The organism is Solimonas soli DSM 21787 (assembly GCF_000474945.1).
Taxonomy (GTDB): Bacteria; Pseudomonadota; Gammaproteobacteria; order Nevskiales; family Nevskiaceae; genus Solimonas; species Solimonas soli.
The window spans coordinates 153,770-178,138 of sequence record NZ_AXDW01000011.1 but is presented as its reverse complement, the minus strand read 5'-3'; the positions used below and the strand labels follow the sequence as shown (position 1 = coordinate 178,138).

22 protein-coding genes and 2 pseudogenes are annotated in these 24,369 nt (G+C 68.9%); 5 read left to right on the top strand and 19 right to left on the bottom strand.

Going from position 1 to position 24,369, the window contains the following annotated elements; all coding sequences use genetic code 11:
• Window positions 1-58: 58 nt before the first annotated feature.
• From K344_RS0107850 to K344_RS0107770, 18 genes and pseudogenes are all read right to left on the bottom strand, one after another.
• Window positions 59-1,267, bottom strand: a complete 1,209-nt coding sequence (locus K344_RS0107850; RefSeq protein WP_028080208.1) for an acetyl-CoA C-acyltransferase — start codon at window positions 1,265-1,267, stop codon at window positions 59-61.
• Window positions 1,268-1,320: 53 nt separating this feature from the next.
• Complete coding sequence (locus K344_RS0107845) at window positions 1,321-1,776, bottom strand: MaoC family dehydratase (protein WP_028080207.1); 456 nt, start codon at window positions 1,774-1,776, stop codon at window positions 1,321-1,323.
• A gap of 5 nt (window positions 1,777-1,781) precedes the next feature.
• Window positions 1,782-2,573 (bottom strand): SDR family oxidoreductase, encoded by a 792-nt coding sequence (locus tag K344_RS0107840; protein WP_028080206.1) that lies wholly within the window; start codon window positions 2,571-2,573, stop codon window positions 1,782-1,784.
• An 8-nt stretch (window positions 2,574-2,581) separates the two neighbouring features.
• Window positions 2,582-3,736: pseudogene (locus K344_RS24980) on the bottom strand (acyl-CoA dehydrogenase family protein); the annotation flags it as partial.
• Between the two features lie 84 nt (window positions 3,737-3,820).
• Window positions 3,821-4,915 (bottom strand): annotated as a pseudogene (locus tag K344_RS24975) (acyl-CoA dehydrogenase family protein); the annotation flags it as partial.
• Window positions 4,916-5,001: 86 nt separating this feature from the next.
• The gene (locus tag K344_RS0107830) at window positions 5,002-6,138 is read right to left on the bottom strand and encodes a tetratricopeptide repeat protein (RefSeq protein WP_028080204.1); all 1,137 of its coding nucleotides are present in this window, start codon (window positions 6,136-6,138) and stop codon (window positions 5,002-5,004) included.
• Between the two features lie 101 nt (window positions 6,139-6,239).
• The gene (locus K344_RS0107825) at window positions 6,240-6,731 is read right to left on the bottom strand and encodes an acyl-CoA thioesterase (RefSeq protein WP_051362009.1); all 492 of its coding nucleotides are present in this window, start codon (window positions 6,729-6,731) and stop codon (window positions 6,240-6,242) included.
• Window positions 6,732-6,747: 16 nt separating this feature from the next.
• On the bottom strand, window positions 6,748-7,626 hold the full coding sequence (locus K344_RS0107820) for an SDR family oxidoreductase (protein WP_028080202.1): 879 nt from the start codon (window positions 7,624-7,626) through the stop codon (window positions 6,748-6,750).
• A 431-nt stretch (window positions 7,627-8,057) separates the two neighbouring features.
• Window positions 8,058-9,206 carry an acetyl-CoA C-acetyltransferase gene (locus K344_RS0107815; protein ID WP_028080201.1) on the bottom strand — a complete coding sequence of 383 codons (1,149 nt, stop codon included), beginning with the start codon at window positions 9,204-9,206 and terminating at the stop codon, window positions 8,058-8,060.
• Window positions 9,199-10,284: an acyl-CoA dehydrogenase family protein gene (locus tag K344_RS0107810; protein ID WP_028080200.1), complete on the bottom strand. Its 1,086-nt coding sequence runs from the start codon at window positions 10,282-10,284 to the stop codon at window positions 9,199-9,201. Before K344_RS0107810 ends, K344_RS0107815 begins: the two co-directional genes overlap by 8 nt.
• Before the next feature lie 115 nt (window positions 10,285-10,399).
• Complete coding sequence (locus K344_RS0107805) at window positions 10,400-11,575, bottom strand: acyl-CoA dehydrogenase family protein (protein WP_028080199.1); 1,176 nt, start codon at window positions 11,573-11,575, stop codon at window positions 10,400-10,402.
• Window positions 11,572-12,333 carry an enoyl-CoA hydratase family protein gene (locus tag K344_RS0107800; RefSeq protein WP_028080198.1) on the bottom strand — a complete coding sequence of 254 codons (762 nt, stop codon included), beginning with the start codon at window positions 12,331-12,333 and terminating at the stop codon, window positions 11,572-11,574. Before K344_RS0107800 ends, K344_RS0107805 begins: the two co-directional genes overlap by 4 nt.
• Before the next feature lie 45 nt (window positions 12,334-12,378).
• Window positions 12,379-13,524 (bottom strand): NAD(P)H-dependent flavin oxidoreductase, encoded by a 1,146-nt coding sequence (locus K344_RS20750; RefSeq protein WP_051362008.1) that lies wholly within the window; start codon window positions 13,522-13,524, stop codon window positions 12,379-12,381.
• Between the two features lie 28 nt (window positions 13,525-13,552).
• Window positions 13,553-14,740 carry a lipid-transfer protein gene (locus tag K344_RS0107790; protein WP_028080197.1) on the bottom strand — a complete coding sequence of 396 codons (1,188 nt, stop codon included), beginning with the start codon at window positions 14,738-14,740 and terminating at the stop codon, window positions 13,553-13,555.
• A 136-nt stretch (window positions 14,741-14,876) separates the two neighbouring features.
• A complete protein-coding gene (locus K344_RS0107785; protein ID WP_028080196.1) occupies window positions 14,877-15,329 on the bottom strand; it encodes a Zn-ribbon domain-containing OB-fold protein in 453 nt (150 codons plus the stop codon).
• On the bottom strand, window positions 15,326-16,147 hold the full coding sequence (locus K344_RS0107780) for a CoA-transferase subunit beta (protein WP_028080195.1): 822 nt from the start codon (window positions 16,145-16,147) through the stop codon (window positions 15,326-15,328). Before K344_RS0107780 ends, K344_RS0107785 begins: the two co-directional genes overlap by 4 nt.
• Before the next feature lie 2 nt (window positions 16,148-16,149).
• Window positions 16,150-17,055 carry a CoA transferase subunit A gene (locus tag K344_RS0107775; RefSeq protein WP_028080194.1) on the bottom strand — a complete coding sequence of 302 codons (906 nt, stop codon included), beginning with the start codon at window positions 17,053-17,055 and terminating at the stop codon, window positions 16,150-16,152.
• Window positions 17,056-17,167: 112 nt separating this feature from the next.
• On the bottom strand, window positions 17,168-18,055 hold the full coding sequence (locus tag K344_RS0107770) for a VOC family protein (protein ID WP_028080193.1): 888 nt from the start codon (window positions 18,053-18,055) through the stop codon (window positions 17,168-17,170).
• A 213-nt stretch (window positions 18,056-18,268) separates the two neighbouring features.
• On the opposite strand from K344_RS0107770, the gene K344_RS0107765 reads away from it, so the two are divergent.
• The 5 genes from K344_RS0107765 to K344_RS0107745 all read left to right on the top strand — a co-directional run bounded on the left by K344_RS0107765 (window position 18,269) and on the right by K344_RS0107745 (window position 23,890).
• On the top strand, window positions 18,269-19,975 hold the full coding sequence (locus K344_RS0107765) for an FAD-binding protein (protein WP_028080192.1): 1,707 nt from the start codon (window positions 18,269-18,271) through the stop codon (window positions 19,973-19,975).
• A gap of 56 nt (window positions 19,976-20,031) precedes the next feature.
• Window positions 20,032-20,799 carry an SDR family oxidoreductase gene (locus K344_RS0107760; protein WP_028080191.1) on the top strand — a complete coding sequence of 256 codons (768 nt, stop codon included), beginning with the start codon at window positions 20,032-20,034 and terminating at the stop codon, window positions 20,797-20,799.
• 183 nt (window positions 20,800-20,982) lie between these two features.
• Complete coding sequence (locus K344_RS0107755) at window positions 20,983-22,554, top strand: FadD3 family acyl-CoA ligase (RefSeq protein ID WP_028080190.1); 1,572 nt, start codon at window positions 20,983-20,985, stop codon at window positions 22,552-22,554.
• A 25-nt stretch (window positions 22,555-22,579) separates the two neighbouring features.
• Window positions 22,580-23,443: an SDR family NAD(P)-dependent oxidoreductase gene (locus K344_RS0107750; protein ID WP_028080189.1), complete on the top strand. Its 864-nt coding sequence runs from the start codon at window positions 22,580-22,582 to the stop codon at window positions 23,441-23,443.
• Window positions 23,444-23,551: 108 nt separating this feature from the next.
• Window positions 23,552-23,890, top strand: coding sequence for a hypothetical protein (locus K344_RS0107745; RefSeq protein ID WP_028080188.1), 339 nt, complete (start codon window positions 23,552-23,554; stop codon window positions 23,888-23,890).
• A gap of 79 nt (window positions 23,891-23,969) precedes the next feature.
• Here the strand turns inward: K344_RS0107745 and K344_RS22930 are convergent, their stop codons facing one another.
• Entirely contained in the window at window positions 23,970-24,293 is a 324-nt protein-coding gene (locus K344_RS22930; protein WP_169729262.1) for a putative quinol monooxygenase, read from the bottom strand.
• Window positions 24,294-24,369 lie beyond the last annotated feature (76 nt).

Sequence of the window (24,369 nt, the reverse complement as noted above, 5' to 3'; positions counted from 1 at the left end):
TGCCGCCGCCGTGACCGTGGCCGGACCGCCATGGCAATCCGGCGTCAGGGCCGCGCACTCAAGCCGGAATCTCGAACAGGCCGGCCGCGCCCATGCCGCCGCCGATGCACATCGTCGTCACCACGTAGCGCACGCCGCGCCGCCGTCCCTCGATGAGCGCGTGCATCACCATGCGCGCGCCGCTCATGCCGAAGGGATGGCCGATCGCGATCGCGCCGCCGTCGACGTTGAGCCGGTCGTTGTCGATGCCGAGCTGGTCGCGGCAGTAGATCACCTGGCAGGCGAACGCCTCGTTCAGTTCCCACAGGCCGATATCGGACACCTTGAGGCCGTGCCGCGCGAGCAGCTTCGGCACCGCGGCCACCGGGCCGATGCCCATCTCGTCCGGCTTGCAGCCGGCGACCGCGAAGCCGCGATAGATGCCGAGCGGCGCCAGGCCGCGCCGCCGCGCCTGCTCGCCCGACATCAGCAGCGTCGCGGCGGCGCCGTCGGACAGCTGCGAGGCGTTGCCGGCGGTGATGTGCGCGCCCTGCTTCACCCACTGGCCGTCCTTCCACACCGGCTTGAGCGCGGCGAGGCTCTCCAGCGTGGTCTCGGCGCGGTTGCCTTCGTCGCGATCGAGCGTGACGCGCTGCTGGCCGCTCGGGTTGCCTTCCTTGTCGAACAGCTGCTTGTCGACCGTCAGCGCGACGATCTCGTCCTTGAACCTGCCGGCCTGCTGCGCGGCGGCGGTGCGCTGCTGGCTCTGCAGCGCGTATTCGTCCTGCTGCGCGCGCGAAATGCCGTAGCGCTCGGCGACGATCTCCGCGGTCTCGATCATCGGGATGTAGGCCGTCGGCTCCGCCGCGACCACCGCTTTCGACACGAAGCGGTAGCTGTTCTTGTGCTTGTTCTGCACCAGCGAGATCGATTCGAGACCGCCGGCGATGACGATGTCCTGCTCGCCCGCCATGATGTTCTTCGCGGCGATGGCGATGGTCTGCAGGCCGGACGAGCACTGGCGATCCAGCGTCATGCCCGGCACGGTGTCCGGCAGGCCGCCGGTGTAGGCGCAGAGGCGGCCGAGGTTGTAGGCCTGCGTGCCCTGCTGCGCGGCGCAGCCGAGCAGCACGTCATCGACGTCCTTCGGATCGACGCCGGCGCGTTCGACCACGGCCTTGACGACGTGGCCGCCGAGCACCGGCGCCTCGGTGTCGTTGAATGCGCCGCGATAGGCCTTGCCGATGCCGGTGCGGGCGACGGAAACGATCACTGCGGTTTGGGTCATGGCGCTTGTTCTGAAAGTCGAGACGGGGATGCCGAGTGCTGCGGCAGGGACGTCTAGAAGTAGTAACGGCTGATGGTGTCGGCGATGCACGCCGGCTTGGCTTCGCCGTCGATCTCGACGGTGACGCGGATCACCGCCTGCACGGCGCCGTCCTTGCTGCGTTCGGCGGCGATGAGTTCGCCCTTGCCGCGAATGCGGCTGTTGACCTTCACCGGCGCCGGAAAACGCACTTTCTCGCAGCCGTAGTTGACGCCCATCTTCATGCGCACGTCGACGATCTCGGGCAGGAAGCGCGACGCCAGCGACAGGGTCAGATAGCCGTGCGCGATGGTCGCGCCGAACGGACCGGACCCGGCCTGCTCGGCGTCGACGTGAATCCACTGGTGATCGTCCGTCGCGTCGGCGAACTGGTTGATGCGCCGCTGCGTGATCGTCACCCAGTCGCTGGTGCCCAGCGTTTGGCCGACGGCGGCGAGCACGGCGTCGGCGGAATCGAACACGGGTTTCATGGCTTTCAGGCCCTCTGGCTCGATGCGGAAATCGTTTCGCCGACGAGATACGAGGCGTAGTCCGACGCCAGGAACACCATCACGTTGGCGATCTCCCAGGCCTCGGCGCCGCGGCCGAAGGCCTCGCGGCTCGCCAGCTCGTTGAGCAGCTCCTCCGGCGCGCTCTTGCGCAGGTGATCGTGAAAGACGATCGACGGCGACACGGCGTTGATGCGGATGCCGAACTCGGCGGCCTCGAGCGCGCTGCAGCGCGTCAGCGCCATGACGCCGGCCTTGGCGGCCGCGTAGTGCGCCTGCTCCTTCTGCGCGCGCCAGCCGAGCACCGAGGCGTTGTTGACGATCGCCCCGCGGCGGCGCGGCTGCATCTTGCGCAGCATCGCCCGCGTCATGCGGAACGTACCCGTCAGCGTCACATCGAGCACCTTGTGCCACTCCTCGTCCGTCATGTCGACGACGCGCTTGCTGCCGCCGAGACCGGCGTTGTTGATCAGCACGTCGACGCCGCCGAGCTTCGCTTCGGCCTCGTCGACCAGCGCCTGCACGTCGTCCTCGACGGCGACGTTGGCCAGCCGGCCGTGGACCTCGCAGCCCGCATGCTCCTGCTTCAGGGCCGCCACCGCCTCGTCCAGACGGCGGGGGTGGATGTCGGAGATGAACAATGCCCGCGCGCCTTCCTCGGCGCAGCGCGTGGCGGCCGCGAAGCCGATGCCGCCGCCGGCGGCCGCGGTGATCAGCACGCTGCGGCCCTTCAGCAGGCCGTGCGCGGGGACATAGGGAATGGGCGGAACCGTGATCATCTCTTTCCTCAGGCAGCCGGACGCGGCTCGCGCGGCAGGCCGAGGCCGCGCTCCGCGATCAGGTTCAGCTGGATTTCGTTGGTGCCGGCATAGATCGTGTCGGCGCGCGAGAAGAAGAACAGCTGCTGCAGCGGCCGGATCGCCGGATCGTCGCTGACCACGTCGGCGGCGAAGCCGAGCACGTCGGCGCCGAGCTTGCCGAGCTCGCGATGCCAGTTCGACCAGTAGTACTTGTAGATCAGCGCCTCGCGGCGCAGGCCGAGCTGCGCGCCGTCGGCGAGCATGCGCATGGCGTTGTGGCGCATCACGCGCAGCCCGGCCCAGGCCTGCGCGAGCCGCTGGCGGATCTGCGCATCGCGATCGCGGCCCAGGCGCTTCGCCGCGTCGACCACCAGCGCGAACTCGTGCGCGAAGTGCATCTGCTGGCCGAGCGTCGACACGCCGCGCTCGACGTCGAGCAGGCCCATCGCCACCTTCCACCCCTCGCCCGGCGCGCCGACGACGTGGCCGGCCTCGGCAATCGCGTTGTCGAAGAACACTTCGTTGAACTCGGCGCCGCCGCCCATCTGCACGATCGGCCGGATCGTGATGCCGGGCTGCGCGAGCGGCATCAGCAGGAAGACGAGCCCCTTGTTGCCGCGGCTGCCCGGCTCGCAGCGCGCGAGCACGAAGATCCAGTCCGACTCGTGCGCCAGCGAGGTCCAGATCTTCTGGCCCGACACGCGCCACGATCCGTCCGCCTGGCGCTCGGCGCGCGTCGCTACGGCCGCGAGGTCGGAGCCGGCGTTCGGCTCCGAGTAGCCCTGCGCCCAGTACTCCTCGCCGGCGACGATCTTCGGCAGGAAGCGCTGCTTCTGCTCGGCCGTGCCGAACTGGATCAGCGTCGGACCGATCAGCCCTTCGCCGATGTGTCCCATGCGGCCCGGCCCGCCGGCGCGTGCGTACTCCTCGTGGAAGATCACCTGTTGCGCGATCGGGAGGCCGCGGCCGCCCGCCTCGCGCGGCCAGCCCACGCAGGTCCAGCCGCCGCGCGCCAGCTCGCGCTCCCATTCCTTGCGCAGGGCCGGATCGGCCTCCTCGTCGCCGGGCCCGCCGCGATGGCGGAGCGCCGCGAAGCGGCCGCTCAGGTGTTCGCGCATCCACGCCGCGACTTCGGCGCGGAAGCGCGCATCGTCGCTGTGCGGCGCCGCATCGTGCGCGGCCGCCGGCCACGGCGGACGATCGACACAGGCGACGGCGATCGCCTCGCGCAGATCGTCGGCGCGGCCGAGCCAGTGCGACGAGGCCTGGGCGCGCTTGAAATACAGCTGCACGTCGTACTCGGCGGTGAAGCCGACGCCGCCGTGCAGCTGGATCGCCTCCTGGGCGCAGGCGAAGACCGTATCGGCGGCGAGCTGCCGTGTCGCCGCGCATTCGACGCCGAGCGTGGCGGTGTCGGCGGCGCCGGCCGCCAGGGCGGCGGTGCCCGCGACCGCCGAGCGCAGCGCCTCCACCTTCACCATCATCTCGGCGCAGCGATGCTTGACCGCCTGGAACGAACCGATCGCGCGGCCGAACTGCTTGCGCTGCGCCACGTATGCGACCGTCAGGTCGAGGCACTGCTGCGCGATCCCGAGGCCCTCGGCGGCGAGATAGAGCCGCGCCAGCGCGAGCGCCCGCGCATAGCCAGGGTCACGGCCCGGGCCGTCGATGCGTTGCGCCGCGACGCCGTCGAGCTGCAGCGATGCGAAGCGCCGCGTCTCGTCCCAGGTCCGCAGCGGCGTGGCGCGCAGGCCGTTCGCCTCGCGCGGCACGGCGTACAGGCCGGGCTCTTCGGCCTCGCCGCCGTCGTCCAGCGCGAACAGCAGCAGCGTGTCGGCGCTCGCACCGTCGACGACGGCGGCGACCGTACCGGAGAGCCGCCAGCCATGGTCATCGCGACGCGCGCGCAGCGAATGCGCCGTCGCCCGCCACTCGCCATCCGGCATCGCCACGCCGCAGCGCAGCTGTCCGCCGGCGATCGCGCCGAGCAGCTCGGCGCGCGGCGCTTCGTCCGCGCATTCGGCAATCAGGGTCGCGGCCAGCGCCACCGTCGCGAAGTAGGGCGAGCAGAACAGGCGCCTGCCCATCGCCTCGAGCACCGTCGCCATCTCGACCGGCCCGAGGCCGAGTCCGCCATACGCCTCCGCGATCGGCATCGCGCACCAGCCGAGTTCGCCCGCGAGGCGCTGCCACGGTTCGGCGGCGTAGCCATGCAGCTCCGCCATGTGGCGGCGCACGGCGGCGCTGTCGCTGACATCAGCGAGAAAACTCTCGGCGGCGTCGCGGATCAGCAGCTGGTCGTCGCTGAGCGTGAGGTTCATCTTGTTTTTGCGGATGATTCAGACCCCGCATTATTCAGAAGAACCGTCCTCCCACTCTTCACCCGTTGGGACGATCGGCGCCCGCCTCAATTGACGTGCAGCGCCTCCAGCTTGGCCAGCTTGGCTGCGTAAATGTCGTGATCGTGCACGTTGGTGGCCAGCGTCGACGCTTGCGCAAGGTACTTGCGCGCTTCCTGATCACGACCGAGCCGCGCATTGGCGACAGCGATCGCGTAATGCACCTCGGGACTGTACGGCTGCCTCGCCAGCTCGCGCCGGTAGAGGATCAGCGCCGAGCCCGGATCGCCCGCGGCCATCGCCGCGTAGCCGGCATCGAGGAATTCGAACGGCCTGATCGGCTGCACGCTTGCGAGGCGCCGCTCGAAAGACGCCGCCTCGTCGCTTCGCGCCTCGCCGGTCAGCAAGCCGATCATGTTCGACAGCAGCTGCGCGTTATCCGGTTCCATCTGCAGCGCCAGCGTGAAGCTGCGCTCGGCCAATGCCGCATCGCCGTGGCGGCGATAAATGACCCCGAGCGTGTTGTAGGCCGCGACGAAGGACGGGTCCTTGTGCAGCGCGGCGCGGGCCCACCAGTACGCGCCGTCCACGTCGCCCGTCACCATGGTTTCCACGGCGCGGTTGTTCATATACATGGCGACCACCGACGCTTCGTCGATTTCGACGGTCTCCTGCCCGCGCAGCTCGCTGGGCGGAAGGAAGTCGATGACGATGCCCGGGTCGAACGCTCTCGGCTTTCCGGCGACCTGCCCCGGCTCCAGCGCAATGTTGACGTGACCGTTGAGCAACACGAGACGCCCGGTGCGGCTCCAGCTCTGCTCGTTGCGCACGTACTGGTAGCGCACCGGAATGCCGAGCTCACGCGCCAGCGCCGACGTCAGGATGACCAGCGACAGGCAGTTGCCCGAGCGCGCCGCGAAGGTTTCCGCCGCCGTGCGCGTCGTCGAGGCGTCGTAATCGATGCGCAGGCTCGTGCGCATCGCCTCGTACAGTCCGCGCGAGTCGCCGCGCGTGCGGATGAACTTCGGCACCTCGCCGTTGATGAACGCCTGCATCGCCGGGCTGGCGGCGAACAGATCCAGCTGCTGGATCGCGGGCGGCGGCGCGCCGAAACCCTCATCGGCGAAAAGATCGCCGGGAAGCTCGCGGGTCGGCGCCGCACTGCAGGCCGCCAGCAGCAAGGAGACGATCGCCAGTCCTCTCATGATCCACCCCCGCGGCCTGTGCCGGCCGCTGCGCACCGGCTCTACTGTACGCGCGTCGCGGACCGGCGGCATACGGTGGCATGACCGTTCGGCGGCCGCCTTCACACCGTCAGGACAGGCTCCGGTCCGTCGCCGAGCCAGGCCGTGAGCGCGGCGCGTTCGGCGGCGTCGAGCGCGACGGCCTGGTGACGCTCGCGGTCCCAGCGCACGATCACGTTGAGCGCGCTCGCCACGCAGCCGTCGCCGTCGAAAATGCCGACGCCGATGCGGAACGAGCTGCGGCCGATCGCCAGCACGCGCACGCCGACGCGCACATCGGCCGGATAGCCCAGCTCGCGCCGGTAGTCCATTTCGAAGCGCGCGATGACCGTCTGGCGGCGCGCGTCGAGCTCGAACATGCCGAGCGAGCGCAGGAAGCTCGCGCGGCCGGTCTCGACGTAGACGACGTAGGCGATGTTGTTGACGTGGCCGAGCAGGTCCAGGTCGTTGAAGCGCACGCGCTCGCCGACCCAGAAGCGGTAGTCGGCGACGCGCGTGCCGTCGGCCGCGCTCATCGGCGCGAAGCCGCGCTCGCCGCCGGCGCGCGCCGGCACGGAATCCCGGCGGCGCTCATGCGCCGTACACCTTCTGCGCAGGCGGCGATTCGGCGATCAGGGCGGCGACGACGTCGGTCAGCTCGGCCGGCTGCCAGCGCGCCTTCTTGTCGCGGACGGGGCCAGTCTTCCAGCCGCTGGCGATCGAAACCTTGCCGCCCTCGACCTCGAAGACCTTGCCGCTGACCTGGGCCGACAGCGGGCTGCACAGCCAGACGACCAGCGGCGCGACGTTGGCCGGATCGTAGTGGTCGAAGCTGCCGTCCTCGGGCTTCTTCATCATGGCGCCGAACGGCCCCTCGGTCATGCCGGTGCGCGCGGCCGGCACCAGCGCATTGGCGGTGATGCCGTAGCGCGCCAGCTCCGCCGCCTGCACCAGCGTCAGCGAGGCGATGCCGCCTTTCGCCGCCGCGTAGTTGCTCTGGCCGATCGAGCCCTGCAGGCCGGCGCCGGAGCTGGTGTTGACGATGCGCGCATCGACCTTCTGCCCGGCCTTGCTCTGCTCGCGCCAGCGCTGCACGAGACGGCTGGCGATGCAGAAATGACCCTTGAGATGCACCTTGATGACCAGGTCCCAGTCGTCTTCGCTCAGCGAGGCGAACATGCGGTCGCGGACGATGCCGGCATTGTTGACGACGCCGTGCACGTCGCCGAAGGCCTCGATACCGGCGGCGATGATTGCGTCGGCGCCGCTCATCGAGGTGATGTCGGCACAGGCCGCCACCGCCTTGCCACCGGCTGCGGCGATCTCGGCGACGACGGCGTCGGCCATCTCCTGCCTGATGTCGTTGACGACGACGTTCGCCCCTTCGGCGGCGAGCGCGAGGGCGTATTGCCGGCCAAGGCCGGAACCCGAGCCGGTGACGATGATGGTGCGGTGGTCGCAGATGCCCATGTGAGTGCTTCCGGTTAGTTCTATGCGAGCGCGCTCAATGCGACGCTCTGCTGTTGCCGTTGATGTTCGGGTCCCCTTGGGCCGCACCGAGCAGCGCAGCGCGCGCAGGGAATGGCGTGCCAGGACGGCACGCCAAGGCACCGTCACGACAGGGATGTCGTGTCGGTGCCGGTCCCGAGCACGTGAGCAGCGCAGGGAACCCCGCGCAGCGGGGTGCGGCCCTAGGGGTGTGCTTTCTTTTGCTTACTTTTCTTTGCACAAGCAAAGAAAAGTGAGTCGCCTTCAAGGCGAAACAAAAGGCCGGATTTGTCGACGACGCTTGCAGCACGAGTAGCCGGCGCTAAAGCGCCGCCCTCACCCTAACCCTCTCCCGCAAGCGGGAGAGGGAATGAAGTTTGAGTTCGCACATCGTTCAACATCAGTGATCGCGTTCAGAGCCGCTCGATGATCGTCACGTTGGCGACGCCGCCGCCCTCACACATCGTCTGCAGGCCGTAGCGCTTGTGGGTGCGCTCGAGTTCGTGCAGCAGCGTCGTCATCAGCTTGACGCCGGTCGCGCCCAGCGGATGGGCCAGCGCGATCGCGCCGCCGTTGACGTTGGTCTTCTCGCGCGGATAGCCGACGTCCTTGAACCAGGCCAGCACGACCGGCGCGAAGGCCTCGTTGATTTCGACGAGGTCGATGTCGTCGAGCTTCATGCCGGCCTTCTTCAGCGCGCGCTGCGTCGCCGGAATCGGCGCGGTCAGCATGTAGATCGGATCGTCGCTGTACACGCTCATGTGCACGATGCGCGCGCGCGGCGTCAGGCCGTACTGCTTCAGCGCCTTCTCGGAGACGATCAGCATGGCCGAGGCGGCGTCGCCGGTCTGGCTCGACACGCCGGCGGTGATCGTGCCGCCGGGTGCCAGTGGTTCGAGCTTGGCCATCTGTTCGAGCGAGGTGTCGCGCACCGTCTCGTCCATCCTCAGGCCTTCGGTCGCGATGATCTCGCGGTCGAAGCGGCCTTCCTGCTGCGCGACGCGCGCGCGGCGGTGCGACTCGAGCGCGAACTGCTCCATGTCCTCGCGCGAGATCTTCCACTTGTCGGCGATCATCTGCGCGCCGACGAACTGCGACACCGGCTGGTCGCCGAAACGCGCGACCCAGCCCTTGGAACCCGAGAACGGATCCTTGAAGCCGAGCGGCTGCGCGGCGATCATCGCCGACGAAATCGGAATCTGCGTCATCGTCTGCACGCCGCCGGCGACGACCACGTCCTGCGTGCCGCTCATCACCGCCTGCGCGGCGAAGTGCACGGCCTGCTGCGACGAGCCGCACTGGCGGTCGATGGTGACACCCGGCACGTGCAGCGGCAGGCCGGCGGCCAGCCACGAGGTGCGCGCGATGTTGCCGGCCAGCGGGCCGATCGCATCGAGGCAGCCGAAGATCACGTCGTCGTAGGCCTCCGCCGGGATCTTGTTGCGCTCGACCAGCGTCTTCAGCGCGTGCGCGCCGAGATCGGCGCCGTGCATGTGCGCGAGGCTGCCCTTGCGCTTGCCGGTGGGCGTGCGCAGCGTGTCGACGATATAGGCTTCAGCCATGGTGTGACTCCGGGTTCATGTTCGGAAAAGTGGTGCTCGGGCCGATGGCTGCGGCGCCGGCGAGGATATCGGCGGCGACCCGCGCCTTGTGGAACTTGGCGTCGCCCCAGCTCGCATCGAGGGCCCAGGCGCGCTTCATGTACATCTGCAGATCGGCTTCCCAGGTGTAGCCCATGGCGCCGTGCGCCTGGATGCTCCTGCGGCCGGCGAGCCGTGCGGCTTCGCCGGCGGCGAGCTTGGCGTGCGAGACGTACAGCGCGCGGCGCGGATCGTCTTCGGCGACCGCCTGCGCGGCGCGGTGAATGACCGGCTCGGCGAACTCGATCTTGACGGCGACGTCGGCGAGATGGTGCTTGACGGCCTGGAACGAGCCGACCGGCTTGCCGAACTGCTTGCGCTGCGCGGCGTGGTCGACGCCGAGATCGAGCATGCGCTGCGCCAGGCCGAGCAGTTGCGCGGCGGCGGCGAGCGCGGCGCGATCGGCGAGGTCCTTCCACAGCTGCCGGCCCTGTTTCGCGGGGCAGATGCGCGTCGCCGGCGACGGCGTCCAGTCGACCTTGTACAGGCGCCGCGACAGGTCGATGCTCGGATTGAACGACGCCGTGATCTGGCCGGGCTTCAGCGCGTGAATCTCGTCGTCGTGCCAGAGCAGCAGCAGATCGGCATTGGCCGCGTCGGCGACGAACGGATTGAGCGGATGGCCGACGGCGATGCGCGCCTTGCCGGCGGCGATGCGCGGCAGCCAGTCGCGCTTGAGGTTGATGTCGGCCGGCAGATGCGTGAGCAGATAGACCGCCAGATAGGCGGCATCGGTCAGCGAATCGGGAATCGCGAAATAGCCGAGTTCCTGCTGCACCAGCACCCAGTCCAGATCGCCGAGATTGATGCCGCCGAATTCTTCCGGCACCGACAGCGCGGTGAGGCCCTGGTCGGCGAGCTTGGCGCGCAACTCGGCGGAGCGGCCGCTCTTGGTCGTCTCCCAGATCTCGCGCAGCATTTCCGGCGCCGCTTCCACCATCAGGAACTTGTGGATCGCGTCGCGGAACGCGAGCTGCTGGTCTTCGAAGGTGAAATCCATCTCTTTCCCCGTGATTGGTGATGCGTGATTGGCGATTGGCAAATGAAGATTCGTCGGTGCGTCACGCGCTTCTACGAATCACAAGTCACCAGTCGCTGATCACGGACGACGCGCATCAGCGCGGCAGCCCCAACATGCGCTCGGCGATGATGTTTCTCTGGATCTCGTTGGTGCCGGCGTAGATCGGCCCGGCCTGCGCGAACAGGAAGCCGTCGAGCCAGGCCGCGTGCTCGTGCCCGAACGGCCCGCCGTCCGGCGCTTCCGGCATCAGCTCGCCGTAGGGGCCGAGAATGCGCATCGCCGTTTCGTGCATCAAGAGATCGAGCTCGGACCAGAAGATCTTGTTGGTGCTGGCCTCGGCGCCGATCTTCGCGCCCTTGCCCAGGCGGCTGGCCGTGCGGTAGGTGGCCAGCGTGTAGGCCTCGGCGTCCATCCAGCTCTTCATCACCGCGTCGCGGATGCCCGGATCGGCATCGGCGGATTCGCGGTGCCGCAGGTACAGATCGACGAGCTTGCGCGCGGTCTGCTGGAAGCGCGCCGGCGAGCGCAGCATCAGGCCGCGTTCGAAACCGGCCGTCGCCATCGCCACGTTCCAGCCGGCGCCTTCGTCGCCGAGGCGGTTCTCGACCGGCACGCGCACATCGTCGAAGAAAATCTCGGCGAAGCCCGGCAGGCCGTTGAGCTGCTTGATCGGGCGGATGGTGATGCCCGGCAGATCGAGCGGCAGCAGGATGAAGGTCAGGCCGTGATGCCGGCTCGACGCCGGATCGGTGCGGAACATGCCGAACAGCCAGTCGGCCCACACCGCGCGCGTCGACCAGGTCTTCTGGCCGTTGATGACGTAATGGTCGCCGTCGCGCACCGCCCTGCTGCGGATCGCCGCCATGTCGGAACCGGCGCCCGGCTCGGACCAGCCCTGCGCCCAGATGTCCTGGCCGGAGGCCATGCGCGGCAGGAAGCGCGCCTTCTGTTCGTCGCTGCCGTATTCCATCAGCGTCGGCGCGAGCAGGAACACGCCGTTCTGGTTGACGCGCAGCGGCGCGCCGGCGCGCCAGTATTCCTCTTCGAAGATCAGCCACTCGATCAGGTCGCAGCCGCGGCCGCCATACTCCTTCGGCCACGTCACCGCGCTCCAGCGCCCCTCGAACAGGGTCGCTTCCCAGCGGCGATGCGCCTCGAAGCCTTCTTCGGTGTCGAAGCTCGGCAGCGGCGCCTTCGGCACATGGGCAGCGAGCCAGTCGCGAATCTCTTCGCGGAACTGCTTCTGCCGCTCGGTGTAGATCAGTCTCATGAGTTTTTGAAGTTGGCTTCGCGCTTCTCGACGAACGCGCGGCGTGTTTCCGCGGAATCCTTTTCGCTGTAGGCCTGCAGCGTGAAGCCCTGCTCCCAGCGGTACTTGTCTTCGAGGTTGCCGTCCTCGATGCCGTTCAGCGATTCCTTGGCGAGGCGGATCATCGCCGTCGACTTGGCGGCGATCTTGCGCGCGATCGTCAAAGCGGCTTCGCGCAGCTCGGCGCGCGGCACGACGCGCTCGATCGCGCCGAGGCGATGCGCCTCGGCCGCCGTGATCGGCTCGCCGGTGAAATACATCATGCGCACCTTCTGCACCGGCAACAGGCGCTGCAGATGCGCGCCGCCGCCCATCGCGCCGCGATCGACTTCCGGCACGCCGAAGGTGGCGTCGGCGGCGGCGACGACGATGTCGGCGGCGCCGGTCAGACCGATGCCGCCGCCGAGCACGAAGCCGTGCACGGCGACGATGACCGGCAGCGGATTGCGGTGCACGGCGCGGAACGAGCGGTAGTTGCCGGCGTTGACCGAGACGATGCGTTCGGGATGCGCGTCGAGTTCCTTGATGTCGACGCCGGCACAGAAGCCGCGGCCCTCGGCGCGCAGCACGATGACGCGCGCGTCCGGATCGACGCCGAGGCGCTCGATCTCGTCGGCGAGCGCGTGCCAGCCGGCGTCGTCGAGCGCATTGACCGGCGGGCGGTTGATGACGAGCTCGGCGATGCCGTCGGCGATCGTCGTCTGGAATCCGTGGCTCATATCGTTTCTCTCGTTCCGTCTTCGGCGCTGCGCGCCGCCCTGTCCCTAACCCTCTCCCGCCAGCGGCAGAGGCAACGAGTCGGCGCGCCCTTGCTCCCCTCTGGCGCTCGCGGCAGAGGGCGCGGGGGAGAGGGCGCCGAGCGCAGCGAGGCGTTGTTCGGCTTCGCTGATGATGCTGCCGATCAGCTCCGCGACCGCCGGCAATGAATCGATCACGGCGGCGACCTGACCGCTCGGCAGCACGCCTTCATCCGGACGGCCTTCGACCATCGCGCGCTGGATCAGCACCGGCGCATTGGCGGCCATCATCGTCTGGATGGCGCTGTCGCCTTCGCGCAGCGCGCCGACGAAAGTCTTCGCCATGTGTGCGAGCGACATGCCGGTGTGCGCGCGCCAGCGCCAGGCGCTCGCCAGCGCGACGCACAGGCGGTGCAGCAGGCCGCCGCTTTCGAGGCGCAGGAGGAAGGGGTTGTCGATCATGCGCTGCGGCATGCCGTCGACGGCGGTCGACGCACGAATCTGTGCCGGCTCCTTGACCGCGATGTACTTCTCCAGCGTCGCGCGCGGCACCGGCGACTCGGCCGTCATCAGGAAGCGCGTGCCCATGGCGATGCCGGCGGCGCCATAGGCGAGCGCGCCGGCGAGGCCGCGGCCGCTGTGGAAGCCGCCGGCGGCGACCACCGGCACCTTCACCGCGTCCAGCACCTGCGGCAGCAGCAAGGTCGTCGGCACCGAGCCGGTATGGCCACCGCCTTCGCCGCCCTGCACGGTGATGATGTCGGCGCCGAGTTCGACGGCCTTGATCGCATGCTTCAGCGCGCCGACCGTCGGCATGCACAGCACGCCGGCGTCCTTGAAACGCTGGATGGTCCTGGCATCCGGGCCGCGGCCATACGACACCGCGCGCACACGATCGGCGTTGTCGAGCACCAGCTCGATGACCTCGCGCGCGTTCGGCTGGAACATGTGGAAGTTGACGCCGAACCTGCCGCTGCACGCCGCGCGCACCGCGGCGATCTCGCGGCGCAGCGTGTCGGTCGACATCGTCGCCGCGGCGACAAAGCCGAAGCCGCCGGCATTGGTCGTCGCCACGACGAGCTTGGCGTCGGCAACCCAGCCCATCGCCGTCTGCACGATCGGGTAGCGGCAACCGAGCATCTGCGTCAGCGGTGTCTGCAGGGCGGGATTCATCTGTCGGAACCGGTCGGCAGGCGGCGCATCAGCGTTTCACGATCACCGACGAGCCGTGGCCGAACAGGCCCTGGTTCGCGGTGATGCCGACCTTGGCATCGGCGACCTGGCGCGCGCCGGCCTGGCCGCGCAGCTGCCAGGTCAGCTCGCAGACCTGCGCGAGCGCCTGCGCCGGCACCGCTTCGCCGAAGCAGGCCAGGCCACCGGAAGGATTGACCGGGATGCGGCCGCCGATCCGCGTCTCGCCGGCGCGCAGCAAGTGCGCCGCCTCGCCGCGTGCGCAGAGTTGCAGGTCTTCCATCCAGTCGAGCTCGAGCGCGGTCGACAGGTCGTAGACCTCGGCGACGCTGACGTCCTCGGGCCCGATGCCGGCCTGCTCGTAGGCCTTCCTCGGCAGCGCGGCGCGGAAGCTCTGCGCCGGCGCGGCGATCGCCGAATCGGTCGCGATGTCCGGCATCTCGACCAGCGCCGAGGCGAAGCTCGGCGTCACCGTCGACACCGCCGCGACGCGCGGCGCATTGGCCTTGCCGATCCTCGATGCATACGCGAGGCTGGAAACGATCAGCGCCGCGGCGCCGTCCGAGGTCGCGCAGATGTCCATCAGGCGCAGCGGATCGGCGACGATCGGCGAAGCGGCGACTTCATCGGCCTTGAAGGCCTTGCGGTAGCGCGCGTTCGGATTGCTCAGGCCGTGCTCGGCGTTCTTCACTTTCACCGCCGCGAAATCGGCGAGCGTGTCGCCGTACATCGCCATGCGCCGGCGCGCGTACAGCGCGAAGTAGGTCGGATTGGTGATGCCGATGCGAAAGCGCACCCAGTCCGGATCGTCCGGCCGGTCGCCGGGCTGCGGCTTGAGGAAGCCCTTCGGTGTGGTGTCGGAACCGATCACCAGCGCGACCTCGCACTCGCCGGCGAGAATCTTGGCGCGCGCCGCGGCCAGCGCCTGCGAGCCCGAGGCGCAGGCGGCATACGAGGTGTTGACCTGCGCGCCCTGCCAGCCGAGCGCCTGCGCGAAGGTCGCGCCGGCGACCTGGCCGGGATAACCGTTGCGGATCGTCGCCGCGCCGGACACGAACTGCACGTCGCGCCACGGCACGCCGGCGTCGGCGAGGGCGGCGCGCGCCGCGACGACGCCGTATTCGACGAAATTCCTGCCCCACTTGCCCCACGGGTGCATGCCCGCACCCAGGATGGCGATATCACGCGTTGTGCTCATGCACCCGTCCTCACCCCAGCGCCCGCCCGGCGGGCGGCCCTCCCCTCTCCCGCAAGCGGGCGAGGGGCAGAAGCGCGGCCTGCGGCCGCATCTGTATCCCGGTGCATGCCGACGCCGACAATGGCGATGTCCTGGCTCATGCCTGCGCTCCGGCGGGTGCCCACATCCAGGTCAGCTTGCCGTCGGCGAGCGCGCCGAGCTTCAGCTCCATCGTCATGCCGACCTTCAGCTGCTCGACACCGACGCCGGCGACCACCGCACCGAGCACGATCATCTTTTCCTTGTCGAGCTCGACCGCGGCGATCGCGAACGGCCTGAAGGCGTCCTTGTCGACCTGCGCATACGGCTCCGGCGGCTGGTAGGCGGCGTTGCTGTACGACCACAGTGCGCCGCTGCGCGACAGCGGCGTCTCCTCGAAGCGCTCGCCGTCGCAGTCCGGATTGCGGCAGTAGCCGCTCTTCAGCTTCGGAAAGTAGACCGTGCCGCAGGCAACGCAGCGGTTGCCGAGCAGCTGCGGACGCTCGGCGTCGAGCGTGAACCAGCCTTCGAGGAAGGGCTGCGCGTTGCAACCGGCGACGGTGTCGTTCACGCGGCTTTCCTCACGCCGGATGGATTGTCCTTGAGCTGCTTGCTGCGCAGGTCCTTCGGATCGAGCTTGCGGATCAGCGCGAGCTGTTCGGCCGTCGGATACGCGGTCTCGCCCAAGTCTTCGATCTTCAGCAGCGGGAAGCCGGTCGCGGCCTGCACCTGCGCGAAGCTCACGCCCGGGTGCAGGCTGATGACGCGGATCGCATGCTCGCTGTCTTCGCTGCGGCCGCCGAAATCCATCACGCACAGATCGGTGACGATGCGCGCGATGCGCAGGTAGTCCTTCTTCACGCCGGCCGGCCAGCGCTCCTTGCGATAGCCGACCGAGCAGACGACGTCGACTTCCTTGTCGACGAACACGCGCGGGCCATGGTTCGGCACGAAGAAGGAATTGACGTGATTGATGCTGTTGCCGGGAAAGCCGCGCAGGCCGAGCAGCTGGCGCTTGGGCCTGGCGAAATCGCCGATGCAGGAAATGTTCGCCTGTCCCCAGCGATCGACCTGCACCGGGCCGACCAGCGCATGACGGCGGCCGCCCCAGAGGTTGTCGAACACGCGCGAGTACGGCATCCAGCCGGCATAGGCGCGGCCCTCGTGGTTCTTCGCGCCGATCGTCACCGGCTCTTCGGTGAGGCAGGCCTCGCCGTCGGTGATCATCAGCTCGGGGCTGTGCGTCAGCTTGGCGAGGCCCTGCGCGAGGCGCGGGATGATGCCGATGCCGGTCGCCAGAACCTCGCCCTCGTCGCGCCACACCTCGGCGCAGGCGCAGATCAGCAGTTCGGCGAGCGTGAAGTTCGCGGCATTGCTTGTTTGGCTCATGATCAGAACACCTGCCGCGGCAGTTGGGTGATGGCATCGACGCCGCCGACGGCCTGCTGGTACGCCGCTTCGTCGCCGGCGAGGAATTCGCTGGCGTACTGCGCCCAGCCACCGTCCTGCTCGGCCGAATCGCAGTAGCGCTTCAGATGCGCCGCATCCCAGCCGTAGCCGCCGCACTGCGTCGACACGTTGGACGTCGAAACATTGGATGTGGGATGGGCGCCACCGCGCGCCGCGACCACGCCGCTGACGAGGTTGCGCTCGAAGGGATTGAACCTGGCGTCGGTCTCGTCGCTGGCGATGCGCTCGACGACTTCCTCGCTGCTGACGTAGCAGCGCTCGGCGGCGCGCGCGAACCATTCGTCGAAGAACGGATCGGGCGCATAGAGGCGCGTGTTGCCGAGCTTGTCGGCCTTGTGCACGTGCAGCAGCGCGACATCGAGCTTGATCGCCGGCATCGCCAGCAACACTTCGCCGTCCGCATACGGCGAGGTCACCGTGCGGAACTGCGGATTGATCTTGCCCGGCTGGTCGGTGGCGAGGCCGATGCGCGTCGGCAGGAACGGCAGGCGCATCGCCGCCGCGCGCAGGCCCCAATGCAGCTGGCCCTCGTCGAGTTCCATCGCCTCGATCTGGCCGGCCTCGCGCGCCTTGCGGAAGTACGGTTCGAGCGGAATGAAATCGAGCGAGACGAAGCCGTAGATCAGCTTCCTGACCTTGCCGGCCGCGCACAGCATGCCCATGTCGGTGCCGCCGTAGCCGACGACGGTCAGATCCTTGAGCGGCGAACGCAGGATCTCGCGGACGATGGCCATCGGCTTGCGGCGCGGGCCCCAGCCGCCGATGCCGATCGTCATGCCGTCGCGCAGCGTCGCGACGACGTCGGCCGCCGTCATTTGCTTGTTCAGCATGAAAAAGCTCTCAACCACAGATTCCACAGATGACACTCATTGACAGCGTCATGTCGGCCTCCGCTCCGTCCTTCTGTGAAATCTGTGAGATCTGTGGTTAAAGCGCTTTTCATTGAAACCCCACCGAGAAATCGTGACCCCAGATCGAAACCTGCTGCGTCTGCGTGGTCTGCCAGACGCCGGGCTCGACGCTGATGCCGCCGTAGCCGTACTCGATCGCGAAATTGGACGGCGTCAGCATGTAGAACGAGGTCATGCGGTCGTTCTCGTGCTCGCCGAGCGTGGCCATCAGCTTCACGCCCTCGCGCTTCATGCGGTCGTAGGCGAGGCCGACGTCGGTCAGCGTGTTGGTCTCCACCATCACGTGCACGCAGCCGGCCGGGTTCGGCATCTCGGCGAGCGCCACGCTGTGGTGGCGGCCGGCGCTGGCGTGCAGGAAGTAGATGCGCATGTTCGGCGCCTCGGGCGCCGGCTTGAAATTGAAGATGTCGGACAGGCCGAAACCCAGCGTTTCGTGAAAGAGCTGCAGCGTCGGCTCGAACGGGATCGCCGGCAGCACCGTGTGGCCCATGCCCTGCGCGCCGGTCTTGAAGCCCTGCACGCCGATCGGCGACACGAACGGCGTCCGGCCGCCGGCATAGCCGCAGACCAGCTCGTGCAGATTGCCGGCCGGATCGCTGAACGTGGCGATCGCCTCGGCCTTGCGCGCCGCGGCCAGCGCGGCTGCGCCGGCGCTCACGGCCACGCCGGCCTTCTGCAGCGCGGCGACGGTCGCGTCGAAGGCGGCGCGATCCGCCAGCTGCCAGCCGGAGGCGACGTAGCGGTCGGCGGCGCCGCGCACGACGGCGATGCGGAAATCGCGCCCGTCCATCTTCAGGCCGAGGCCGTCGGCGGTCGGCACCGCTTGCATGCCGAGCACGCGTTCGCCGAAGTGCTGCCACTTCGCGATGTCGGTCGTCTCGGCGACGATGTAGGCCAGCGCCTCGATCTTGAGCATGGGGGAGTCCGCCGTCTTGTCGGGAGTTTTGTGGACGACGAAATTATCGAGAGCGCCGGACGCCGGAGCTTCACCCGATTAGACGAGTCAAACCTGCGTTTCCAAAGCCGATTTCCGACACGGCGTGCTCGTCTCATCGGACGAAGCTCGACCCGCGGCGATCGAAATAATGCAGGTGATCCACTGCGCGCCGCGCTTCGCCGAATATCCATCATGCCTACGCCCGCCTCCGCGACCGCTGCCGACGGCAGCCTGCCGATCGATGCGCCGCTCGTCGTCGATTCCGACGGTGCCGTCGACTGGCGGTGGCGCTGCGATGTGCTCGTGGTCGGCTACGGCGCGGCCGGCGCCAGCGCGGCGATCGCCGCACAGGAGGCCGGCGCCAGGACCCTGATCGCGGAACGCTTCGACGGCGGCGGCGCGACCGCGAAGAGCGGCGGCATCGTTTACGCCGGCGGCGGCACGGCGCAGCAGCGGCGCGCCGGCTACGCCGACACGCCCGAGGCGATGTTCCGCTACCTGCAACTGGAATGTGGTTCGCACGGCGACGACAACGCGGTCGCCGACGGCACGCTGCGCCGCTTCTGCGAGGACAGCGTCGGTCTCGTGGCCTGGCTCGAATCGATCGGCGTGCGCTTCGATTCCGACCCGCAGTACGAGAAGACGCAGCCGAAGACCTCGTATCCGAAGGACGGCATCTACCTCTATTACTCGGGCAACGAGGCGGTGAAGGAATACGCCGCGGTGGCCGAGCCGGCGCCGCGCGGGCACCGCGTGCGCGGCAGCTTCCTGTCCGGCCGCACGCTGTTCGAGGCCCTGCGCGCGCGTGTCGACGCGCTCGGTATCCGCACCTTGCGCCAGAGCGGCGTGCGGCGTCTGGTCGTCGACCGCCGGAACCAGGTGCTCGGCGCCGAGCTGTGGCAGCTGCCGGCGGATTCGCCGGCGGCGCGGCGCCACGCACGGCTGATGCGCCGCGCCGAGGCGCTGCACAACATCGCGCCGCGCTGGGCCGACCGCCTGCGCGCGCGGGCGCTGCAGATCGAAACCGCGCAGGGCGACAGGGCCCTGGTGCGCGCGCAGCGCGGCGTCGTGCTCAGCACCGGCGGCTTCATCTTCAACCGCGCGATGGTCGCGCAGCATGCGCCGAAATACACGATGACCATGCGCCTCGGCGCGACCGGCTGCGACGGCAGCGGCATCCGTCTGGGCCAGTCGGTCGGCGCCAGCGTGGCGCGGCTCGACAAGGTCTCGGCCTGGCGCTTCATCAATCCGCCGAGCGTCTGGCCGCAGGGCATCGCCGTCGACGCCGGCGGCGAGCGCTTCTGCAACGAGCAGGTCTACGGCGCCAAGCTCGGCGTGCAGATGTGCGAACAGCACGGCGGCCGCGCCTGGCTGATCATCGACAAGGCGCTGCGCCGCAAGGCGATACGCGAGGCGCTGTTCGGCGGCCTGTGGGCCTTCCAGAGCATGCCGGCGCTGTTCCTCATGCTGTTCGCGCCGCGCGCCCGCTCGCCCGAAGCGCTGGCCGCGAAGATCGGCATGCCGCCGGCGGCGCTGCGGCAGAGCGTCGAGCGCTACAACGACGGCGCGCGGCGCAAACAGGACGCGCTCGGCAAGAGCGCCGCCTATCTCGCCGAGCTGGCGCAGGCGCCGTACTACGCACTGGATCTCTCGGCCGACAGCAAGACCTTTCCCTGCCCGGCGATCACGCTCGGCGGCCTGCGCGTCAACGAGGCGAGCGGCGCCGTGCTCGATGCGCAGGGCCTCGACATCGGCGGCCTCTATGCGGCCGGGCGCAGCGCGGTCGGCATCGCTTCGAACAGCTACGTCAGCGGCCTGTCGCTGGCCGACTGCCTGTGGTCGGGCCGGCGCGCCGGGCGCGCCGCCGCCGGACTCGCCGGTTTGCAGGCGGCGGCCTGAGCCGCGCCCGCGCAACATTCACCGCCAATCATCAGCGCAACACGAGGAGCAGCAGCATGGGTCGTCTGTCAGGCAAGGTCGCGATCATCACCGGCGCGGCGAGCGGCGTCGGCAAGGAAGACGCGCTGCTGATGGCGCGCGAGGGCGCGCAGGTCGTGCTCACCGATCTCAACGAGGAGGCCGGCCGCGAGGTGGCGAAGACCATCGGCGACGCCGCGCTGTTCGTGCGCCACGATATCGCCTGCGAGGACGACTGGAAGAACGTCGTCAAGGCCACGCAGGACAAGTTCGGCGGCGTCGACGTGCTGGTCAACAACGCGGCGATCCTCGCCTACGGCACCATCGAGTCGACGACGCTGGAGCTGTGGCAGAAGATCCAGCGCATCAATTCGGACGGCTACTTCCTCGGCTGCCGCTACGGCCTCGAAGCGATGAAGGCGCGACCGAGCGGCTCGATCATCAACATGTCGTCGATCGCCGGCATCGGCGGCCAGTCCTCGTTCTGCGCGTACAGCGCCTCGAAGGCCGCCGTCGCCGGCCTGACGCGCAGCGTCGCCGCGCACTGCCGCGCGCAGCTCTACAGGATCCGCTGCAACTCGATCCACCCGGACGGCATCGCCACGCCGATGGTCTTCAACCTCAACCGCGACAACAAGGCCGGTAGCGGCTACGTCCGCGAGAAGGATCCCAAGCAGCTGCAGGCGCGCTTCGCGCAGCCGCAGGACATCGCCAACGTCGTGCTGTTCCTCGCCAGCGACGAGTCGAAGTTCATCAACGGCGCGGAGCTGCGCGTCGACAACGGTTATCTCATGTGGGCTGATTGAGCAGATGCTCGCCGCAGCACGCAAAGAAATACCGCCTCTCCCCCGTCGCATCGCGATGCGGGAGAGGGTTGGGGTGAGGAGGCGCTTCGCGGCGCGCTCCGTCGCTCGATTGAGCTCCCCCCTCACCCTCACCCTCTCCCCCCGCATGCGGGTGGAGAGGGGATTTTTTTGTGTGTGCCCTTCATGATCGAAACCGCCCCGCAAGCCTTCGCCGCCGCCGTCGCGACCTTCCGTGATCGCGTCGCGGTGGTCGCCGAGAGCGGTGCGCAGCTGAGCTACGGCGAGCTCGACGCGCGCCGGCGGCGGGCGGCGGCGGCGCTGATGGCGGCGGGCGTGCAGCGTGGCGACCGCGTGGCGATCTGGTGCCCGAACAACGTCGAATGGATCATCGCCGGCCTGGCGATCCATGGCGTCGGCGCGGCACTGGTGCCGCTCAACACGCGCATGCGCGGCGCCGAGGCGGCTTACATCCTGCAGAAGAGCGGCGCGAAGCTGCTGTTCTCGGTCGGCCGCTTCCTCAACCAGCACTATCCCTCTCTGCTGGGCGAGCAGCGGCCGGCGACCCTGCAGACGATCGTCGTCATCGACAACGCCGAGCCCGGCGATCTCGACTGGAACGCCTTCATCGCAAGCGGCGCGTCGGTCGGCGATGCGGAGGTCGATGCCCGTACCGCGAGCGTCACGCCCGGCGACACGCTCGACATCCTGTTCACGTCGGGCACCACCGGCCTGCCGAAAGGCGTCGTCACCACGCATGCGCAGAACCTGCGCACGATCCGCGAATGGTCGGCGTGCATGCAGCTGAATCCGGACGATCGCTATCTGATCGTCAATCCGTTTTTCCATTCGTTCGGCTACAAGGTCGGCTGGCTCGCCGGCCTGATCGCCGGCCTCACCGTGCTGCCGCATGCGGTGTTCGACGCGCGCGCGATCTTCAAGCGCATCGCCGCCGAGAAGATCTCCGTGCTGCCCGGCCCGCCGACGCTGCTGGTCAGCCTGCTCAACGAACCCGAGCGCGCGAGCACCGACATGAGCTCGCTGCGCGCGACCATCACCGGCGCCGCGGCGATCGCGCCGAGCCTGATCGAGCGCACGCGCGCCGAACTCGGCTTCAAGATCGTGCTGACGGCGTATGGCCTGACCGAGACCTGCGGCGTCGTCAGCCTCTGCCAGGCCGACGACGATGCCGAGACCATCGCGCTGACGTCCGGCCGCGCGATGAACGGCATCGAGCTGCGCTGCGTCGACAGCAGCGGCAAGACCTGCGCGCCGGGCGAACCGGGCGAGATCGTGGTGCGCGGCTACAACGTCATGCAGGGTTATCTCGACGATGCGCAGGCGACGGCGGAAGCGATCGACGCCGATGGCTGGCTGCACACCGGCGACGTCGGCAACCTCGATGCGCGCGGCTATCTGCGCATCACCGACCGCCTGAAGGATATGTACATCAGCGGCGGCTTCAACTGCTATCCGGCCGAGATCGAGCGCATGCTCGCCGCGCATCCGGCGGTGGCGCAGAGCGCGATCATCGGCATTCCCGACGAGCGCCTCGGCGAGGTCGGCAAGGCCTACGTCGTGCTGCGGCCCGGCCAGACGCTCGACGAGAAGTCGCTGATCGCCTGGTGCCGCGAGCAGATGGCCAACTACAAGGTGCCGCGGCAGGTCGCCTTCGTCGATGCGCTGCCGGTCAACGCCGGCGGCAAGGTGATGAAGTTCCAGCTGCGCGAGCTGCACAGGCAGGCGCAGGCGGCCTGACATTCCGATTCGAGGAGACTTCCAGATGGACAAGAACCTGAAGGGTGTGGTGGCCGTGGTCACCGGGTCGTCGCGCGGCGCCGGCAAGGGCATCGCGCTGGCGCTCGGCGCCGAGGGCGCGACGGTCTACGTCACCGGCCGCTCGCTGAAGGAAGGCGATGCGCAGCTGCCGGGCACGATCAGCGCCACGGCCGACGAGGTGACGAAGGCGGGCGGGCGCGGCATCGCTGTCGCCGTCGACCACGCGAAGGACGGCGACGTGAAGGCGCTGTTCGAGCGCGTGCAGCAGGAGCAGGGCCGGCTCGACATCCTCGTCAACAATGCCACCTTCCTGCATGAGCAGCTGATCGACAAGGGCGGCTTCTGGACCAAGCCGCTGGAACTGGTCGACATCCTCGATGTCGGCCTGCGCTCGGCCTATGTCGCGAGCTGGTATGCGGCGCCGCTGATGGTCGCGCAGAAGAACGGCCTGATCGCCTTCACCTCCTCGTTCGGTTCGAGCTGCTACATGCACGGACCGGCCTACGGCGCGCAGAAATCCGGCGTCGACAAGTTCGCCAAGGACATGGGCGTCGATCTCAGGCCGCACAACGTGGCGGCGGCGTCGATCTGGATGGGCATGCTGCGCACCGACCGCACCCGGCGCGTGATGGACGCCGAGCCGCAGAAGTACGCCGGCTTCTGGGAGATCGCCGAGACGCCGGAATTCACCGGCCATGTCATCAGCGCGCTGTACCGCGACCCGAAGCGCGCCGAGAAGTCCGGCCAGGTGCTGATCGGGGCCGAGCTGGCGCTCGAATACGGCCTCACCGACGAGGGCCGTCAGCCGCCTTCGCATCGCGCCATGCTCGGCGGCCCGCAGCAGGCCCATCCGGCGATCGTCGAGTGAATTTCCTGCAGCCCGTGGCGGCTTGCGCCTACCGCTGCGCTTCCACGCCCGTTCATGGCGCTGCGTACCCTGCCGGCTCACATCCGTGATGCGAGCAGGAGAAGGGACATGATGAAGACCACCGCCGTTTCCGCGCTGGCCGCAGCGCTGCTGGGCCTCGGCAGCGTCGCGGCCGCGGCGCAGACCACGCCGGCCGAAGAGCAGGACCAGCGTCAGGAGAATCGCCAGCAGCGCCAGGACGCGCGGCAAGAGAACCGCAACAAGCGCCAGGACACCCGCCAGGAGAACAGCAACAACCGTCAGGACACCCGCCAGGAAAATCGCGCGGACCGCCACGGCACCATGAAGGAGAACAGCGCCAGCCGGCAGGAGACGCGGCAGAAGGCGCGCGCCGAGCGCCAGAAGACCCGCGAAGAGAACCGCGAGAACCGTCAGCCGGCGCAGTGAGGCCGCGGCATCACGCCGCCGCATGAAAAAAAGGGCCGCAGTCGCGGCCCTTTTTCTTGCGCGACGGCCGGGCGGACGATCAGGCGGCGATCGCCAGCGTGTCGGCGCGCAGCGGACGGCGGCGAATGAAGCTGTGCACGTCCATCGATTCCTCCAGCAGGCCGCCGCTGGCCTCGGCGAAGTGACGGCCGCTGCCGTGCTCGAGATGTTCGGCGAGCGCTTCCGCCGACTGCCAGCTGGAATACAGGAACCACAGCGCCGGGTCGTCGCTGGACTGGTGAATCGTGAATTCGATGCAGCCGGGCTCGCCGGCCGCTTCGACGGCGAGTTCGGCGATCCGTGCCGCCAGCGGCCCGGTGCAGTCGGGCTTGGCGAGAACGAAGGCAAGATGGGTCAGGCTCATGAGGATCTCCATCGTGGTGCAGGCCCGCAAGGCAGGCCGAGGGCGGCAAGGTAGTGCCCGCCGCATGCGGCCGCGG